Annotated in this window: 10 protein-coding genes; 6 read left to right on the top strand and 4 right to left on the bottom strand. The window is 60.1% G+C overall.

Annotated elements, in window-relative coordinates:
* The first annotated feature begins 39 nt into the window (after window positions 1–39).
* Entirely contained in the window at window positions 40–1,065 is a 1,026-nt protein-coding gene (locus Q2M23_RS30150; protein WP_168855297.1) for a mechanosensitive ion channel family protein, read from the top strand.
* Between the two features lie 201 nt (window positions 1,066–1,266).
* On the opposite strand, the gene Q2M23_RS30160 is transcribed toward Q2M23_RS30150, so the two are convergent.
* Window positions 1,267–2,181, bottom strand: a complete 915-nt coding sequence (locus Q2M23_RS30160; protein ID WP_229188901.1) for a LysR family transcriptional regulator — start codon at window positions 2,179–2,181, stop codon at window positions 1,267–1,269.
* Window positions 2,182–2,541: 360 nt separating this feature from the next.
* Here Q2M23_RS30160 and Q2M23_RS30165 point away from each other — a divergent pair, with 360 nt between their 5' ends.
* The 5 genes from Q2M23_RS30165 (at window position 2,542) to Q2M23_RS30185 (ending at window position 7,383) form a co-directional block, all read left to right on the top strand.
* On the top strand, window positions 2,542–3,120 hold the full coding sequence (locus Q2M23_RS30165) for a flavin reductase family protein (RefSeq protein WP_316397996.1): 579 nt from the start codon (window positions 2,542–2,544) through the stop codon (window positions 3,118–3,120).
* Window positions 3,117–3,521, top strand: a complete 405-nt coding sequence (locus Q2M23_RS30170) for a nuclear transport factor 2 family protein (protein WP_253625479.1) — start codon at window positions 3,117–3,119, stop codon at window positions 3,519–3,521. Before Q2M23_RS30165 ends, Q2M23_RS30170 begins: the two co-directional genes overlap by 4 nt.
* A gap of 12 nt (window positions 3,522–3,533) precedes the next feature.
* A complete protein-coding gene (locus Q2M23_RS30175) occupies window positions 3,534–5,114 on the top strand; it encodes a 4-hydroxyphenylacetate 3-hydroxylase family protein (RefSeq protein ID WP_168855299.1) in 1,581 nt (526 codons plus the stop codon).
* Window positions 5,115–5,339: 225 nt separating this feature from the next.
* The gene (locus Q2M23_RS30180; protein ID WP_253638742.1) at window positions 5,340–6,407 is read left to right on the top strand and encodes a maleylacetate reductase; all 1,068 of its coding nucleotides are present in this window, start codon (window positions 5,340–5,342) and stop codon (window positions 6,405–6,407) included.
* A gap of 52 nt (window positions 6,408–6,459) precedes the next feature.
* A complete protein-coding gene (locus tag Q2M23_RS30185) occupies window positions 6,460–7,383 on the top strand; it encodes an intradiol ring-cleavage dioxygenase (RefSeq protein WP_076826860.1) in 924 nt (307 codons plus the stop codon).
* 668 nt (window positions 7,384–8,051) lie between these two features.
* Here Q2M23_RS30185 and Q2M23_RS30190 read toward each other — a convergent pair.
* The 3 genes from Q2M23_RS30190 to Q2M23_RS30200 are packed head-to-tail and all read right to left on the bottom strand — an operon-like array spanning window position 8,052 to window position 17,220.
* A complete protein-coding gene (locus tag Q2M23_RS30190; protein ID WP_316397997.1) occupies window positions 8,052–11,111 on the bottom strand; it encodes an NAD(P)-binding protein in 3,060 nt (1,019 codons plus the stop codon).
* Window positions 11,112–11,122: 11 nt separating this feature from the next.
* A complete protein-coding gene (locus tag Q2M23_RS30195; protein ID WP_316397998.1) occupies window positions 11,123–13,336 on the bottom strand; it encodes an NAD(P)-binding protein in 2,214 nt (737 codons plus the stop codon).
* A complete protein-coding gene (locus tag Q2M23_RS30200; protein ID WP_316397999.1) occupies window positions 13,333–17,220 on the bottom strand; it encodes an AAA family ATPase in 3,888 nt (1,295 codons plus the stop codon). Before Q2M23_RS30200 ends, Q2M23_RS30195 begins: the two co-directional genes overlap by 4 nt.
* Window positions 17,221–17,993 lie beyond the last annotated feature (773 nt).

Consider the following 17,993-nt stretch of genomic DNA (forward strand, 5'->3'; position numbering starts at 1 on the left):
CCGTCGGTGGCAACCGACCGCTATTGCTGAATCCCAATCATGTTAAACGAAGATCATATGATGCCGCTTGTTCTGACCAGCATCCTCGGAATTGCCGGTATCGTCGTTTGGCATCTTCAGGGGAGCAACCGTCCGACCGGCCGACTGATCGCCCAGATCCTGTTCTTTATCGGCATGAGTTTTACGCTCTATCTGGGCGGCATCGCTCCGCATCGCGTCGATGGCGCCCAGTTGCGGGGTCTCGGCGCGTTGCTCTCCATATCGGCCAGGATCCTGTGGTGGACCCATCTCGCATGGGCCATCATTGGCCTAGTCCACATCTATATGTTGCTCAATCGTCGGCCACGGGAAGCGCACCTGATCCAGGACATGGCCGTTGGTGTCATCTATCTCGGTGTGGTGCTGTCGATCATTGGTTTTGTGTTCGGTGTCCCGGTTGGTACGCTGGTCGCGACCTCAGGCGTCGTCGCGATCATTTTCGGCCTTGCGCTGCAAAATACCCTTGGCGATGTCTTCTCAGGGATCGCGCTGACGCTGGGGAGGGCCTATGCCATAGGCGACTGGATCCAATTGAAGGATGGCACGGAAGGCCGCGTCGTTGAGACCAACTGGCGCTCGACCAATCTGCTTACCGGAGGGTACAATGTCGTTGTTGTGCCGAACAGCATCCTGGCAAGACAGGGTGTTACCAATCTCAGCCGCCCCGACGAGACGCACCAGATAACGTTGACCGTACGCATTGCCACCACGACGCCAAACTTCGTCGAGCAAGTCATGCGGTCCGTACTGGATGCCAGCACGCGGATCGTCCAGGACCCGTCGCCGATTGTCGCCCTGAATTCGATTGACGCCGCCGCGATTGAAGTCGAGTTGTTATTCCGTGTGGAGAGTCCCGCCGGCTGGACGGCGGCCCGCAACGAAGTCATCGACCTCCTTTACAGCCAATGCAAAGCAAACGGTCTATCTTTGGCCGCGCCGGCCGAAAGCCTTGTCTTCGACTCGGCCGCGATCAGCGGCGAACATTCTGCCAGGGCAATCGAAGCGCATTCATCCCGCGCGGGTTAAGGTTCACGCAAAGGTATCCTTCCAGAGCGCCGCAGGTGTTTCCTTTGAAAGGAACGAGATCGGACAGCGTGACGCTGCGCGGTTTCTCGCGCCAAGCGTCGTCGGCCTCCCACATGATCTGTGCGACAGCGCCCCTAGTACCCCAACGCGTGGACATGGAGCTTGAGGTTGCCGTCCTCCCGGTTGCCGATGTCGATCGCGCTAAGCGATTTCGGCGGCTACAAGGCGCAGTCGATTGCGCAGCCAGGCGTGTGCGGGGTCGTTGTTATGTCGAGGATGCCAATACATCGCTTCGTGAATGTCGGGCAAGGCAATGGGGGGCTCGAATAGTTTGAGCCTCGGGCAGGAATGCAGCGCCCGGACCTCGCGCTCCAGCACGAGACTGATGAGCGGGGTACCCTCGATGAGAAACGGAACCAGCAGGAAGCTTTCGACCGTGACGTGAATGCGCCGCTGGATACCCATCTCGGCAAGGCGTTGGTCGGCCAAGTTTAGCTGCCGGTCCATACCGATGCCATAGACGAGATGCGGCAGTTCCAGGAACTGTTCGTGGGTCAAGCAATCCTTCGCGATGTGCGGATGTTGGGCGTCGGCGGCACATAGCCAGCGGTCGCGAAGTAGAGGCGTCGACGGGAATCCGGCGTCGCCAAACAGTTCGCTGGGCTCGATCACGAGGTCGGCCTGGCCGCTCTGCAACATGCGCCCCGGGTCGCGGGCGCGCGGCAGGAGATGAACGGTCACGTTGGGTGCTTCGGTGGTGAGCGCACGCACCAGCGGCGTCAACAATACCAGGACGGCGTAGTCCGAAGCACTTATCGAAAAGCTACGCGAATTTTCGGCAGGATCGAAATGCGCCTTCTTTGAAAGCGTCTGCTCGATGCGCTCCAGCGTCTCCCGCACCGGAACGATGAGCTCTTCTGCGTTTCGCGTCAGCTCCAACCCTCGACCGAAGCGAACCAGAAGCGGATCGTCGAACAGCTCGCGGAGACGCGACAGAGCCGCACTCATCGCAGATTGCGTAAGGCCAATGCGCTCGCCGGCGCGACTGACGTTTCGTTCCGTCAGCAGTGCATCGAGCACGACTAGGAGATTGAGGTCGACGCTGCGAAGGTTCAAAGCCCTGCTCCCGTTGACCGGCAAGTGGCACGATGCAGGAGTGTGCACGTTCCGACCGAACAAAATCAACCTGATTTGATGGTTTCGGGAGCCCGCGGCCGGGGAAAGATCGGGTCATAATATCCATACGATCGATGTTAGACATCCATTGCATCGATAGTGGGGCGCGGCGCCGGGTTTGCTGACCGCCACAGTCCGATCGCCTGCAAAACGCAGCATTCGCGTAAATATTTGAAATCACAAATATCGATTGGACGCCTTGTAATTCTCCCGAATAGCCTCGTGACGTTGCCAACATGTCGCGCACTTTCCTCCAAGCGGGGCAGGAAATAGCGCGAGGCTGCGATGGGAGGCTATACGATGAGACATCGTTTGGAGAAGGGCGTTAGTGCGCGCGCTGCGCTTTGGGATCTCGCTTCCGGTCCGCGACCCGATGCTTTCCGCACGGTGATGCGTCGGATCGTGGGAGGCGTCGCCGTTGTTGGCACGCTTCGGGAAGAACGGCCGTGGGGAATGACGGTGAGCGCGTACACGCCCGTCTGCATGGAGCCACCGACCCTTCTGGTCTGCATCAACGCGAAGACGGTCACGGCCGCGGACATCGAGAGAGACCGGAAGTTCTCGCTCAATCTGCTCAGTGAAGCTCAAGCCGGACTCTCTCAACGTTGCGCACAGCCCGGTGCTTCGAAGTACCTCGACGGCTATGTCGTGCCCGCGGACGAGCTTCCCGTCCCATCTTTTACACCCGTGCTGCGTGAGGCGATCGCAACGTTCGATTGCGACGCCTCCGAAATCCGACGGATAGGGACCCATGTCGTCGTGATCGGTGCGATCCGCACGATCTTGGCGCCTACGTCGCTTCGTCCCCTGCTGTACGGGCAGGGCCGTTACTTGAAGACAGTCGCGTTGGACCTCGCATCCGCAGGGGCGTCTGCATGAGTATCGAGAAGGTCGTCGAACGATTCTACGAAGCCCACAACGCCCGCGATGCCGCAGCGGTCGCGGCTCTTTATGCGCGCGACGCCAGTCACGAGGAGATTGCGCAACGCAAGGTCAAACAAGGTCCGAAGGAAATAGCGACGGGCCTGGAGCGCTTCTTCGGCTGGTTTCCCGACGCTTCCTGGACACCGGAACGGCGTGCTGTCGGTGCGAACGGTGTCGCCATGATGAGCTACCTCCTGAAGGCGACGCTCAAGAGCCAGATGGGACCGATCGCGCCGCGCGAGCAGGCGATTTCACTTCGCGGCGTGCATTTGTTGGTAATCCGCGACGGCCTCATTCACCGGAGCGAGGACTACTGGGATGCAGATACTTTTCAACGTCAACTCAACCATGTCTAACGGAGAATAGAAATGAGAAGCGGGAATGAATACCTGGAGTCGCTCCGCGACGGCCGGAAAGTCTATGTCGGAGGCGAACTGATCGAGGACGTCACGACTCACCCTGCGACTAAGGGCTATGCCCAAGCCATCGCCGGATATTACGATCTCCACCTCGATCCGAAGAACCAGGAAATTGCGACCTTCATCGACAAGCACGGTAACCGCCAGTCGATGCATTGGTTCCTACCGCGCAGCAAAGAGGACGTCGTCAAGCGCCGGCAATACTGCGACTTCCTCTGCCGCCATTTCAAGGGCGGCATCTTCACCAGGCCGCCTGCCGGCATGAACGTCGTGATGTTTACCCAGGTGGACGATCAGAAGCCCTGGTCGGAAAACTCCCGCTTCTCCGGAAAGAAGCGCGATCTCTCCGGCAACATCCAACGGCAGTGGGAAGAAGTGACTTCGCAGGATCTGGCCATCTCGCCGATGTTCCTCGACGTGCAGTTCGATCGCGGCCGCGACAATGCGATGGCCGAGACGCCGATGCTCAAGATCATCGAAGAGCGCGATGACGGCATTCTGGTGCGAGGCTGGAAGGCGATCGGCACTTCCGTTCCGTTCGTCAACCACCTCCTCATTGGAAACCTCTGGCGCCCCGGTCAGACGCCCGAGCAGACCGTTTACGCGCTGGTACCGATCGCCACGAAGGGCATCTCGGTCGTCGCCCGTAAATCGAACGCTCAGCCAGATGCCGATCCGTACGATCGTCCCTTGGCCACGATCGGAGACGAATTGGATGCGATGGTGTACTTCGACGATGTCCTGATTCCCTGGGACCGCGTCCAACACGTCGGTAATCCCGATCATGCCAAGTGGTATCCGCAGCGGCAGTTCGACTGGGTGCATCTCGAGACTCAGATCCGGCATTGCGTCCACGCCGAACTGATGGTTGGTCTCGCGCTGCTCCTAACGCAATCGCTGGGTACCAGCACCAATCCGGTCGTACAGGCCCAGCTCGCTGAACTCATCCGCTTCCGCGAGACGTGCCGTGCATTCATGATCGCCGCCGAAGAAACCGGCTTCGCGACGCCCGGCGGTCTTTTCAAGCCGAACAACATCTACATCGACTTCGGCCGTGCCTATTATCTTGAAAATCAGAACAAGATGGTCAACTTGCTCATCGATTTCTGCGGCCGCGGCGTCGTGATCCAACCGTCGAGAAAAGAGCTGGAGGACCCCTACATCGGTCCGAAGCTTTCCGAGGCTTTGCGCGGTGCCGAGATCAGCGCGTACGACCGCATCAAGATCTTCCGTCAGATCAGCGAGCGGTTCCTGACCGAATGGGGCAACAGGCACGAGATGTTTGAGAAGTTCAATGGAACGCCGCTCTACCTCATCAATCTGCTCACGATGCAGCGTACGGAGTACCAGGTAGACGGTCCATTGACCGAGTTGGCTCGGCAGGTTCTCGGCTTCGGCGATACGGCAGAACTCGGCAAGCGAGCTGCAGAGGCACAGAAGAACTCGCACTACGCCAATGTGCGCTTCCAACCCGAATACGCCAAGGCGCAGGACCAGCGCGACGGTTATATGTCGACGGCCGCCGAGTAGAAAACATCCTGAAGCGCTCGGGCGAAAGCCCGAGCGTCGAGGGCTCTCTTCAGTGACAGGCCGGCAGGTGGCAGCGCTCCGCCATCGACCAACCCCTCACATTTCGGACTTGAATCTACTCGATACGGATTTGCAAGGCGCCGCGGCAACCGCTGCGATGCCCTCGAACTTGAGCGACCCACGGATCGGGCTGCCAACTTACGCTCTCATAAGAACAGTGCTGGCATGATCGGATCATTCACGTACGAAAGTCTTCCGTGTCGCGTTGTCTTCGGCAGTGGCACGCTGGGTACCGTCAACGCCGAGGTCAGACGCCTCGGTGGCAAACGAGCTCTGGTGTTGACCAGTTCGCAACAAATGACGCAGGGCGTCTCGCTCGCGGACGAGCTTGGGTCGCTCTGTGCCGGCATATTCTCCGACGCCACGATGCATACGCCGGTCGAGGTGACAGAGCGGGCATTGACCGCGCTGAGGACGTGCCAGGCGGACTGTGTCATTTCGCTCGGCGGCGGATCGACCATCGGCCTCGGCAAGGCGTTAGCGTTGCGCACCGGCGTCAATCAGCTCTGCATTCCCACCACTTATGCGGGCTCCGAAATGACTCCGATTCTCGGAGAAACCCGCGATGGACGGAAGACAACCCTACGCAGTGCGGCCGTGCTGCCGGAAACGGTTGTCTACGACGTCGACCTGACGATGACCTTACCTGCTAAGCTTGCCGCGACTTCGGGCATCAATGCGATCGCCCATGCCGCGGAGGCGCTCTATGCTCAAGAGGCCAATCCCGTGATCTCGCTGATGGCGGAAGAGGGCATCCGTGCCCTTGCACATGCGTTGCCCGTGATTGCCGTCACAAGCGACGATCACGACGCGCGCACCGAAGCACTCTACGGCGCATGGTTTTGCGGGGTTTGTCTCGGTACCGTCGGAATGGCACTGCATCACAAGCTTTGTCACGTGCTCGGTGGTCGGTTCGATCTTCCGCATTCGGAAATGCACGCCATCGTTCTCCCGCATGCGCTGGCCTATAATGCGGCGGCAGCCCCCGACGCCGCGGCTCGCATCGCCAAGGCAGTAGACGCGAACAACGCAGCCACCGGGTTATTCGATCTAAGCCGGCGACTAGGCACGAAGCGCGGGTTGCGCGAGATCGGTATGCCGGAGGATGGTATCGACCGTGCGGCGGACCTTGCGATAGTCGACGCCTATTGGAATCCCCGTTCTCTCGAGCGCGACGCAATCCGAGACCTTATCGCCCGCGCTTGGGCAGGCGAACCGCCTGCCGTACCTTAGGAGACGATGCTCTCTTCCGCCAAACAAAGCGAACTCAACCCACGGAGTGATAATGCGCAACTTCAACGAAGATACGATCACTGATGCGGTGCTTGAGCGACTGCAGGGCGCAACGAATGCCCGCATTCGAGAGATCAGCGAGGCCCTGGTGCGACATCTCCATGCGTTTGTACGCGAGGTGCGTCCCACCCAAAAGGAATGGGAATACGGCATCGACTTCCTCACGAGGACCGGTCAAATGTGCGACGACAAACGCCAGGAGTTCATTCTGCTCTCGGATACTCTGGGCGTCTCGATGCTGGTCGACGCGATCAATGTTTCTTCGGTGCCCGGCGCGACGGAAAGCACGGTGCTCGGCCCGTTCTTCGTTCAGGACGCTCCAGAAGGGAAATTGGGGGAGGACATCTCCAACGGCGTCGAAGGCGATCCGCTTTTCGTCACGGGCTCGGTCTCGACCGTCGACGGTCTCCCCCTTGCCGGCGCATCGGTCGATGTCTGGCATTCCGACGACGATGGTAATTACGACGTGCAGCAACTCGGTGAGATCGGGGGGCTGGCGATGAGGGCCCGCTTCCGCACCGACGCCAGCGGTCGATTTAATTTTTGGTCGATCAAGCCGGCAGCCTATCCGATACCGCACGACGGCCCAGTCGGCGAAATGCTAAAGGCACAGGGCCGGCATCCTTGGCGGCCGGCACACGTGCACTTCATGATTTCCGCCCCGGGCTTCGAGCAATTAGTGACGCACATCTTCGTCGCAGGCGACCAGTACCTCGATTCCGATGTCGTCTTCGGCGTGAAGGACGATCTGGTCCGGGAATTCGTGCTTCGTAACCCCAGCGACGAAGGCGACGGTCGGGCCACCAATAGAAAGTACTACTACCTAAACCACAATTTCGGTCTGAAGAGGGCTGCGAAAAGCTCACAATCCTTGGAGTCAACGAAGGTCTCGAGAGTTCCCGGCGCACAAACCTGAGTGCGTTCGCCGCTCAGCTCTCTCGACCGTAGCGTCGAGCAGCTACTCACTAGTGTTGGGCTGCCAAGATGAGCATAGGCGCCACGCAGGGCTCAGCGCGCCCGGCGAGACTCGCGGTCCATCGTCCGATCCCTGTTGCCGGCACGCGTGGCCCATTCCGACAAAGCAAAATTATCTAATGATCTCAATAGCCCGAAAGGCTGCAAAATATCGGAATAGCACCAGAAAACATTGCCGAGATTCGAAGACTTCCAATCTGAATGGAGACCGGCTTCTCGATCATCTTAGCGCGATAGGAGGTCGCGTCGAGGCGGCTTTAGGCGAAAGATTTCAGAAGGTACCGTAGGTTTTCTGGCTGTGCGGAAAGGCGGTAGCGCTCCCCCGCTACCATGCGGCATTCGTCATCCCGTCGCGGTTCATCGCCTTATCCAGCCTCCGAAGGGATGGTGCTTTCCACGCGGTCCGCCAGCTCGGGGGCCAGCTCGCTCTGCGGCCACGGCGCGAGTAACGAGGGAAAGGCTGCCTGGCGTTCAGCTGTCGGGTGGGGGCGCTGCATCCTCATGCTCGACTCTCGCCGTTTTGATGGCGGTCGTCAATCTAAGACCTTCGTACGAGTGCGGTGCCTTGGCGACCATTGAGCGAATTAGTGGCGCCAAGCTTCCCGGCCGTCAGCGTCGTACCAAGATACGGCCCAGCAATGCCGTGCTGTACTCGCCGGTGGCCCTCGCCAGATTTCTTGCGCTCGAACTCGGCTGCCCGCCCGGAAAGTTGAAGGGCAGGCTGAGCGTCCAAGGCGCGATGAACCGGAATCCCCAGGAGTCGTCCTTTTGCGGTGGCTTTGAGATCGGTGCGAGTTCGATCTCCTCTGCCTTATGGGCGAAAGGCGAGGATAGCGCGATCTTGCCCTTGATGGGTTGAACGACCGCACCGCCAAGACCGTATTTCAGCATCGAGTAGATGAAATTGCCATCCGGCTGGACGCCGACCAGAGGCTGATCCAGTTTGTCGCGGAGTTGCTTGATGACGAGATAGCTGTCGATGCCACCGGGCACGCCGTCGCGCTCGAACCAGGTTCTTATGGTGCCGGATGAGCTTCGCATGGAGAAGGAGTCATTATCATCCTGGATTCGTGCGACCTGTTTGTTGAAGCCGTAAAAATTCTGACCGATCAACGTGGCTGCCAGCGAGCTCACGAACAAATGCGGCATGTAGCTGAACAGGACGTTCTGCAATGAAGGTGCGTTCTTATGGACAACGTCGGGAATCAGCTGGGCGATTTCGAGGTAGTGCGCGCCGCCGAAGGGTAGTGGTCCCGGACGCACGTTGCGTTGCCGGGCAAAGATCAGGACGACATGATGCGGTGGCTCGGGAATAATCTCCGGTGTCCTTTCCGTCTTGCCCTCTGCATCGGACGACGCGCCGTGATGCGCTGTCTTGATCGTGCTGTGGGGCGCTGGAGGTTCGAGGAGTGTCAGCCCATCGGGTAGCATCTTCTCGAGTTCGCAGCGCGGCCGTTGTTGGACGACGCAAAACGCCTCGATTTCGCCGGTACCGGCGACGGCGTTAGTGGCAAGCTTGCGCAACAGGTCCAATGCCGGCAACAAGGCGGTTGGCAGCGAAACGTCGTTGAAGTCGTTGGCGTTTGGCATGGCAATATCTACTCCTGCAATTGCGGCTGCCGCGGCGCGGCCCGCCATGACCGATGCTTCAATACAACCCGCATTAATACCGGTACGAACCCAGTCGCCGGCGAGAAAGAGATTGTCGACCCCCGACTTGCCGGCCTCCATGCGTTTGAACACGCTGCCGGGAACCGATAGCACATATCGGTCCGAGGGATTGATGTTCACCCTCGGATATTGCGCGAAGAACCGCCTTCGAGTCGGGGGGGAATAAGCACGATAGTCGAAGAATCGCTCCCAACGAATGGCATGGCCGGGGCCTTCAATTCCGGGCCATAGGAAGTGAAGGTTGCTCTCGACCCAGTGCAGCATCCTTCGCCTTTGCCGCGCGAGCATCCTGGCCGGATAACTGTGTTTGCAGAACGGGGGCGGCGGATGCAGGGGATCGTCGACCAGGGAGCCAACGAAATATGCCAACCCCTTGGGAGGCGATTGAGGCCATTTTTCCAGTGGCAACATCAGGCTGAGGTCGGCCCAGGTATCGAGCGGCAATACGAATCCCGAAAGAGCCGTTCGATCCTGCTTGCAACCGAGCTCTCGCATGCCGACGCTTGTCCATGCCTGAAAGGCTACCGTCGCCGTCGTCTTGATGGCATCGACCATCTCTCGCCAGCCGGGCGTGTGGCAGATCAGGTCGCTGCATATCGTGCAAAATGCGCCGATGCCGATGCCGAGCACGACATCGTCGAAATCTCTCCCTCGCAGCAGCTTTCGGGGAGGGGCGACGCCGGGCCACTTCGTCCACGCCGATTCCAGGTCTATTCTTTGGTCCCGCAGATCCTGTCCTTGGACCAGCTGACAGTAGTCTGGATGGGAAGGCCAGCTCGGGATAGTGCCATCTGCGCCGATCCAGATCAGCGGATCGTAAGAATTGCCGGAGTGGGTGGTCGCCTGCACGGTGGTGTCGATGAACTCGATCGAAGCTTTGTCTTGAGACAGTCCGATGTGCTCGACCTTGGTAAAGAATTCGAATTTGACATGGCGTTTCGTGAGGACCTGGTAGAGCGGAGCGAACAGCAGCTCGCCCATGGTCGCCTTGAGAAGGTAGAAGAACGACCCGCGATATGTGAAGAGCAGCTTCAACAGGATGCGGGTGCCGGTGCCTGCCGCCACGTTCCTGCAGGGAATGACATTCCCGTATTCATGCGTGTGGCGGCTACCGAAGAACCCGAACACATAATCATAGCAGCCACGGATAATGGCGGAATCCAGCGTCGAATCCGAGCAACCGTTCGACCTCATCCAATCGGTCCACTCTTGATGGTCGATGCAGTCGAAGCCCTGCCACAGCACGCCGTCGCTCAACATGCCGATCGCGATCGTCAGCGCGACCTCCGCCACGATCTCGCGCGGGTCGCGTGGCATGGCGGCTGACGCCGGCTTGTCGCAGAGCTGAGACCGCGCATGCCTTAGTATCGTCTGTAGTTCGGCGGCGTCACTCGGGCTGACCGCCCTGGGATCCTGCGGCAGGATATCGATCTTCGCCCGCGCCGTTCTGAACGGACCGTCGGTTGTTCCGGCCGCCACGGCGGAGTGCTGGGTCGCCGCCGGCCATTGGTCGGTGAAACCAGCGATCGACTGGCTCTGCTGCACCGAGCATTCGAGCAGGGAGCGCAGAAAATCGACGAGCGAGACTGCGGGACGCGGTGTGCCGGGAATACCTTCATGGGGTGGAATGTCGATAGTCCATGAAGTCCAACCGGAATTGAACGGCTCCATGAGCACGGATCGATCGAGGCCCTCGAAGGCGTTCTCGCGTGATCCGAACGGCGGGCTGAGATCGAGATCGTTCATCGCGGCATAAAGCCGGTCGACCAGTTCGAATGCGTTATCGTAGAAACCGGTCCAGACATGAAGTCCGTGTTCTTCGGCGCGATATCCTTTTTCCTTGTCGCGGCCGACCGCTCCCTTGCCGCCAAGCCGCCAGCCGATCGTGTAGACGGTGATGTCGAACAGTTGATGCTGCGGATCTTGCTCCGTCAGCTCGAACGCCGCGCTGAGCGCCGCGACACCGCCTCCCAGGATTGCAATCTTTCTGAGCGCCATGCGGCCGATCCTCATTCAGCGGGGGCGGGCGCGCAGCTGCGCATAACATCACAGAGAGACACAAATTGTCGGGTAGCGTGAAGGAAACGCTCGCCGGGAATTTCGAGCTCTGCGCCGGTGATCGCGCGCGCCGCCTGCATTCCCGAGATCACGGCTGTTTCAACGCATTCGGTGTTGAAGCCGGTGTCGATCCAGGTTCCGGCGAGGTACAGGTGCTTGAAGCCGGACTCGTCGGTCTTCAGGCGCCAGGCGCTGGTGCCGGCCGCGGTCGCGACACAGCAGTCCCAGGGACTGATATTGGCTTTGACGTGCTGAGCCCTGATCCGGCGATAGCCGTGGCGATCCTGATCGTCGTAAAGCACGGTCCAGTCAAACGCACCGTTCGTCATCACCTTCGGCCAGATGAATTTAGCCTTGTGCTCGAGCCAATCCAGCGTCTTGAGATAGGCGAGCAGATTTGCCATCTCCTGGGTATGCCGGCTTGTCTGCGGCGCTGCGTACAATTTCGAAGGGAAGACGTCACAGAGGTAGTGAAGCGAGTAGGGAGGAGGGACGCGGCGCTCATACCGCAGGAGCTGAAACATGTCCGCCCAGATGTCGAGAGGATTGGGGCCTGACACCAGCGCGGGCTTTTGTCCGGGCCAGCCGAGGTCGGCAAGCGAGCGCGTGCTCCAGAGCTGAACTGCGATGCTGGGCACCAGGCGAAGCTTTGCCGCCATATTCCAGAAGCCGGTGCTGTAGTTGTAAAGGTCGTCGAACGGCTCGTGCTTTGCTTCAATGCCAGATAGGCCTGGTCCGGGCGGTCGCTCGACACTCTTGTTGCCCGTGAACTTCTTGAAAGCGCCGAGCGGTATCGCCAGGACGACATCGTCGAAATCGTCGACGCGTGTCTTTACGTCGGTGCCGACCCGCTCGTTGCACCAGAACGATTCAAAATCAACGCAGCCGTTCGGGGGCACGTCGAGGTGAAGCCAGTCGGGTTGGCTGCTCCAGCCGGACAGTCCATCGCCAATCGGCACGGTCCATTCATAGCCGGACTTCGGTATCGCCTGCACGTCAAAGTGCAGTGAATCGACAGATCGCCCATCCGACGAGACCCTGATGTCGGTCAGTTTGTGAAAGAACCGAAACTCGACGTCTCGCTGCTTGAGTATCTCGAACAGGGGAGCGACGATCACTTCGCCTGCACCGGCCTGCAGCTCCCACGCCACGGCTCCTTGATAGGTTCCGAGTGCTCGAAGCAGGACCTGGACCGCAGTTCCTGCTCCGTAGCTCGCGTTGGCGATGTCTCCGTCCGGATACTGAAACATCGTGTCGTAGAGCGCTTTCACCATTGGCGAATGCTTGACCAGTGAGGGCTCGGCGCCATGACGAACCAACCAGCGGCGAAAGTCCTCGCCGTCCATCTGCTGGATGGATCGTTGCTCAATCACGATGTCGTCGAAAATGCCGTCCACCAGCGGCCACGCTAGTCGCAAGGCCTGGTCGAACAAGTGACCGGCTGCGGTATTCGCAAAGGTCATATGACAACTGGCGCCGGCAGCGCCCTGAAGCACCCGGCGGACTAATTCCATGTCCGCGGGGCCAAACGAGATCATGTCTTCGTCGAGATGCAACAGCCATGCCGAGGCAATCTCCAGACAGGTTCTTGCCGTCACCACACCGAGTAGTCTTGAGGGGGGAAACCGCGGGTCGTCGCGCATTTTTATCGTTTCGATCGAAACTTCGTCGAGCTTGACGATCGGCGAGTCTGACCCGAGCGCATAGTCGTGGAAGTTGATCAACAGCCCTATCGCGTGCGACAGACAATTGGCGATGCTGAGGTCAGCCGGTTCTCTGCCGGGTATACCGACTTTCTTCGATGTCGGGAAGTTGACGTCATACACGGTCGGCTTGGCCCCATCGGGATCGCCGATCGGCGTGTAACCCTGTGGGAGAATCAAAGTGTTCAAATCGACTTTCGCTCCCTTCCGCGGCAAGTTTCGGTAAACTTCGGCCAACATCTGGAAAGCGTTCAGGTAGTGGCCGAACCAGATATGCAGGCCATGCTCGATGTTGCGGCCCTGCGCATCGCGCCCGCTGGCGCACTTGCCTCCGAGCCGCCATCCCAGCTGATAGACCGTGACGTGATATTGCTTGCGCAATTCCGATGTAAGGCTGAGCTGATAGGCGGCGGAAAGTCCCGCCATTCCGCCGCCCACGATGATGATGCGGCGCTGGCTCAAGCCTGTCTCCATTGCGACGACGGCGATGGATGGACACGTTTCAGTTCGGCGAGCTCCTTGGCGGCGCCGAGGCGTTCAAAGATGTCGGCCGCCTGCCGCAGGCGAGACTCACGCTCAGGATCGCTCGCGCTGGTCGCAAGGCCGATTCGATAGATCGCCTGCGCCTGCTCGCGGGGGGTTTGCAGCAGCTCGGCCACTTCGGCGGCGCGCTTCCAATTCTCGAGCGCCCGCGCCGGTTGACTGGTCAGGAAGCGCAATCGGCCGTTCATTAACAGGCTGTAGAGACGGCAGATCGGCGATGTTCGAGCCAGCCGCGAAAGCTCCCGGCACGCCAGCTTCGCCTGGCTTTGAATGTTCGAAGAGACCGCGCCGGAAGCTTGCTCCCAATGGCTCAGTAAGACATCGGCGATTCCTGCCGGCCCGAAGGCATATCCGCCCCACACAACGCCGCATTCGCGCAGGATTGGAAGTCCCCGTTCCGCAAGCTCAAGGGCGACCGCGGCCTCGCCGCGCTCGAGATAGCCGGCCGCGGCCACGCCCGTGCAAAGCAATTGTTCGGTGCGGATCAACCGCTGGCCCGCCAGCGCTTTCAGTTTGTCGAGGCATCCGGTATCGGCCCCGCCCCGGGTGATGTCGATCAATGCCCGTAAGGAAAGACTCCAAGCGCGGATCTGCGGCGGGGAATCGTCGGAGAGTTCCGCGAACAGCTTGGCAAGCCGCTCGTCGGCGAGCGAAATATATCCCCGCAACAGCGCGATGAAGATCAACATCGTCTCGCTGTTCTGCGCACGCTTTCGGTCTCCCAGGCGCTCGTAACAACGTCTTGCATGCTCGCCATGCGCCTCGGCATTATCCCATTCGGCGAGGCCATAAGAGAGAACGCCGAGCACGAGTCGGACCCGCGCGATCTCGGGCAGCGAGCCGTAACCTTCCGCAAGTTGGATCGCGCGCGCCGCGTACCTGCGGCCGATCCCCACCATGCCGGACATCCCAATTCCGAGCGCCAGCGCGCTGTATCCTCGAATCGTCTCCGGGGTCGCGCCGCATTTTTCGGCCAGGTTCAACGAGGCCAGCGTTCCGTTGAGCACGGCCAGCGAGTCATTCTGGTAGAAATACTGCTCCGACAGAAATTCGTGCATATGAGCGACGCGCTGCATGTCGGACCTGTCCTGCTCAGCCAGGGCCACTTGTTTCGACGAAGTATACCGTAACCTCAACTGGGTTGCGGCGTTGCGAACAAGCGCGCCGATTCGTTCGGTCTTGCTCGCCGGAAGACGATGACCAAGCAACTCCATCGCGCGGTGGTAGTGGTTGGCGGAGCTCTCGTAGTCCGACAATTCGTGACAAGCGTCACCGAGGATGACCTCCCAAGCCGCTTTGCGGCTGCGTCCGATCTGGATTGCTTCGCGCTGCGTGAGATCGAATAGCTTCTCCACGTAACGGATCGCTTCGCGATTTGCCGAGTTGTTGCGCGACTGTTGCGCCGCAAGCTCGAGGTAAGTGATCGCCCGCAACGGCTCGCCGCCAAGCTCGAGATGCCTTGCCAGGCGCGCATAATTCGGTTGCAGCTCCTCGGCGTGATGCTGCTCGATGAAGCCGGCAATCCGCCGATGGAGGGTTTTTCGCTGCGCAAAAGACAAGACATGATAGGCAACCTCCATCGTTATGGAGTGCCTAAACACAAAGGAAAGTGGCCGCGTCTCGCGATCGAGTTGCAGGAAGTCGAAGTCGATCAATCGGCGGATGCATTCCGCCTTGGTGGCAGCGGACAACTCCGGGACGATTTGATCCAGCAACTCGGAGGAGAAGGCGTCGCCGACCGCGCTGGCGGCCTTGAGCACCAGCTGGTCGTCGAGCGATAGCAGGTCGATCCGGCTGACGATTGCGCGTTCAACGCTGGTCGAGAGCGAGATACTGGAATCGGCGAGGCTCTGTTCATCGAACGAACATATCCCCCGCGTAACCTGAATCTTTCCAGTGTCCCTGAGCGCGAGCGCGAGCTCCTCGCTGAAGAACGGATTTCCACTGGCATGACCGTAGACATATCGCACCAGTTCCGGCGGAACCTCGGACGATCTCAGGCGCCGCTTCACCAGCAGCCGCACGTCGTCGCGCGATAGCCGGTCGAGCCGCAGCTGCAGCGATGAGGCGAGTTCGACGGCAAGACGCTGCTCTGCGATCGCTGTCGTCTGGGTCCGCTGAGTAACCACGATCAGGAAGTCCGAAAGCCGGCGCGCGACGGCGCCAAGCAGTTCGATCGAGGGGCCGTCGAACCAGTGGACGTCCTCCATCAGGAGGATGCGAACGCTCGATCGGCGAAGGATGAAGATCACGAGTTCTTCGATCGCGCTCGCGCGAGCCGAGCCGACGATCTGTTCGGTGAAGGCGAATTCGGAAAATCCCAGTGGAATGACTTCTTCGAGCAGCGGAAGCCAATTCAGCAGCGACTCGTTTTCGAGCAGCGCTTCCGACAATTCGCGTCGAACCCGCGGTCCGTCGCCCGGTCCTTCAAACTGCAAGATCTGCCGCAATACGGCGCGCCACACGAAATAGGGCGTCGATCTTTCGATCGCCGTGGCATTTGCAACCAGGACGGCGTGATTGTCGGCCTGCGCCGATCCGATGAAGTCTTCGAGTAGGCGCGATTTTCCGATGCCGGCTTCGCCTGCAATGAGGACGAGCTTACCGGTTCCTGTCTTCAGACCGTCGAGACAGCTCCTGAGCATCGCGGTTTCGCTGACGCGGTCGATGATGGTGCGCCGGGGTGGAGCATGGAAATCGTCGGTCACTGCCGCCGGACTGAACGCCAACATCGATGCGCCCGTCCCCTTGACCTGGAGATGTGGCAGCAGATTGAACACGATCCTGCGCCCGACGGCCTGGGCCGTCGTGGCGTCGCAGACGATGTCGCCCTGTGCGGCCTCGGCGAAATGCGCGGCCACATTGATGGCCTGCCCAAAAATCCCGAACGTCCTTTGATGGAGGCCGCCATAATTGCTGCAGAACAGGCGGCCGGTCGCCAGGCCGACAGAAATCGGAATGGCCTTCGCTTCCAGCTGGCGACGGAGGCGCAGACACGCCTCGACTGCCCTGAAGGGATCGTCTTCGTGGGCAAGCGGAGCCAATCCGAAGACGAGCGTAAGAGTCAGGCCCTTGTCGTCCATCAGGACCTGATGAACGGTTCCCTCGAGCCGTTCGGCGATTTGCTGGATGTCAACGACGAAGGCCTGCAGTCTCGTCAGGAAATCATCATCGAAATTGAAATCGGGGAGGCCGACCCGCGCCACTGTGAGCGTGCGAAACTCGCCGACCCAGTCGCTGGCATCGGCCTTGCCCGTGTGGCTTCCGAAGATAATGCCGTCTATCGGTGCGACGGCATCGGGCGCGTTCATTCCAAGGAGCCGTGCTCCATAGGGCATGGGCTCGAGTTCGCACGAGCCCGTCAACAGCCGCGCGGCGTTTGCACACAACGCGATGTCGCCGATCGCGGCCTTCTGATAGGCGAGGCCGATGCTGTAAAAGGGTTCTCCGGCTGCAACATAGTGCCATTTGTCCTGCCAGCCGCCGAGCCTGCAGAAGAACACTTCGCCGGTTTCCACCGCCGTACGCGCACTGATCGCTTCTCGGCCCGGCCCGGCGGTCATGGCCTGTCGCAGCGCAAGGCCGCAGCGCACGGCCTGCGCGGTAGCGACGGCCGCGTCCGGATCGACCCAAATCGCGAGAATGGCGTCGCCGGCGAAAGCGACGATGTCGCCTCCCTCTGAATCAATCACGTCGGCCAGTATCGCAAAGCAATCGTTGATGAAGTAGGTAAGGCTTTCAGCGCCGTCGCCGGCAGCGCGGTCGGTCTTCGCTGTGAAGCCGGCAATGTCGATAAGCAGCACTGCCGCGGTCCGGGCGTCCGCGCGAGGGTTGTTGGACCACTCCTGAGACCGGAGGCGTGCATTCACCCATTTTGGCGTGTGGGCGGCTTGCTCCCTCGCGACAGCTCCGGCAGGCATTGCACGACCTCGGCTCAATGGAGCCGGAATGGAACCCTGTCTTGGAGAGAAAATCAACAAACCTGCGGTTCTCGGACCGCCGGAGACCGTCAGCGGTCTTGTCCAATGTCTAAAATGCCTTTTATCACTTCGGCCGCATCCGGGCTGTGGGGTGGTTCACAATGATCGTCAAACTTCGGGTCCGTTCGTGATCCGGAAAGAACGCGACCACAGGCGATGACCTTGTCACTCACACGCATGTCGACGTGCACATGACGGGCCGGCCGAGCCGTGCGCATGAGGCGGCGCGAACGCGCGCCAAAGGACCGTCACTGGCTCTCTTGGCTTTCGACACCTTGCTTTCGTTCCAGTCTTCATGAGGCTGCGCCTTCTGAACAAGCTCGACTTCCAAATTGAGGCTCAACCTATTGAAAACACTGGGCCGGGAAATGACGGGGCGATCCCGGCAGGAGGGATATCCCAAGCAAATTCAATGGCATGGAATTGATAACCCCGCCAATGCCGCCATTGCCTAGCGTTTTCGTTGCGGTGGCTACCGTGTTCGTCGCTGAAAGGGGGTATCAGCGCGAACAAAACGGACTAGGTGGTGTGGACACTTATCGCAGCCATAGGACGATGGCAGCGAGAGTGACGACGGCCCGGTAATTCCGGGCGGT

Origin of the sequence: Bradyrhizobium sp. 33ap4, assembly GCF_032654765.1 — a bacterium.
In the GTDB taxonomy this organism is placed as follows: domain Bacteria; phylum Pseudomonadota; class Alphaproteobacteria; order Rhizobiales; family Xanthobacteraceae; genus Bradyrhizobium; species Bradyrhizobium australafricanum.

Bases quoted from the DNA above. Each gene is read 5' to 3' on its own strand.
- Q2M23_RS30185 (WP_076826860.1), top strand. From the start codon at position 6,460: ATGCGCAACTTCAACGAAGATACGATCACTGATGCGGTGCTTGAGCGA.
- Q2M23_RS30150 (WP_168855297.1), top strand. From the start codon at position 40: ATGTTAAACGAAGATCATATGATGCCGCTTGTTCTGACCAGCATCCTC.
- Q2M23_RS30170 (WP_253625479.1), top strand. From the start codon at position 3,117: ATGAGTATCGAGAAGGTCGTCGAACGATTCTACGAAGCCCACAACGCC.
- Q2M23_RS30165 (WP_316397996.1), top strand. From the start codon at position 2,542: ATGAGACATCGTTTGGAGAAGGGCGTTAGTGCGCGCGCTGCGCTTTGG.
- Q2M23_RS30180 (WP_253638742.1), top strand. From the start codon at position 5,340: ATGATCGGATCATTCACGTACGAAAGTCTTCCGTGTCGCGTTGTCTTC.
- Q2M23_RS30190 (WP_316397997.1), bottom strand. From the start codon at position 11,111: ATGGCGCTCAGAAAGATTGCAATCCTGGGAGGCGGTGTCGCGGCGCTC.
- Q2M23_RS30175 (WP_168855299.1), top strand. From the start codon at position 3,534: ATGAGAAGCGGGAATGAATACCTGGAGTCGCTCCGCGACGGCCGGAAA.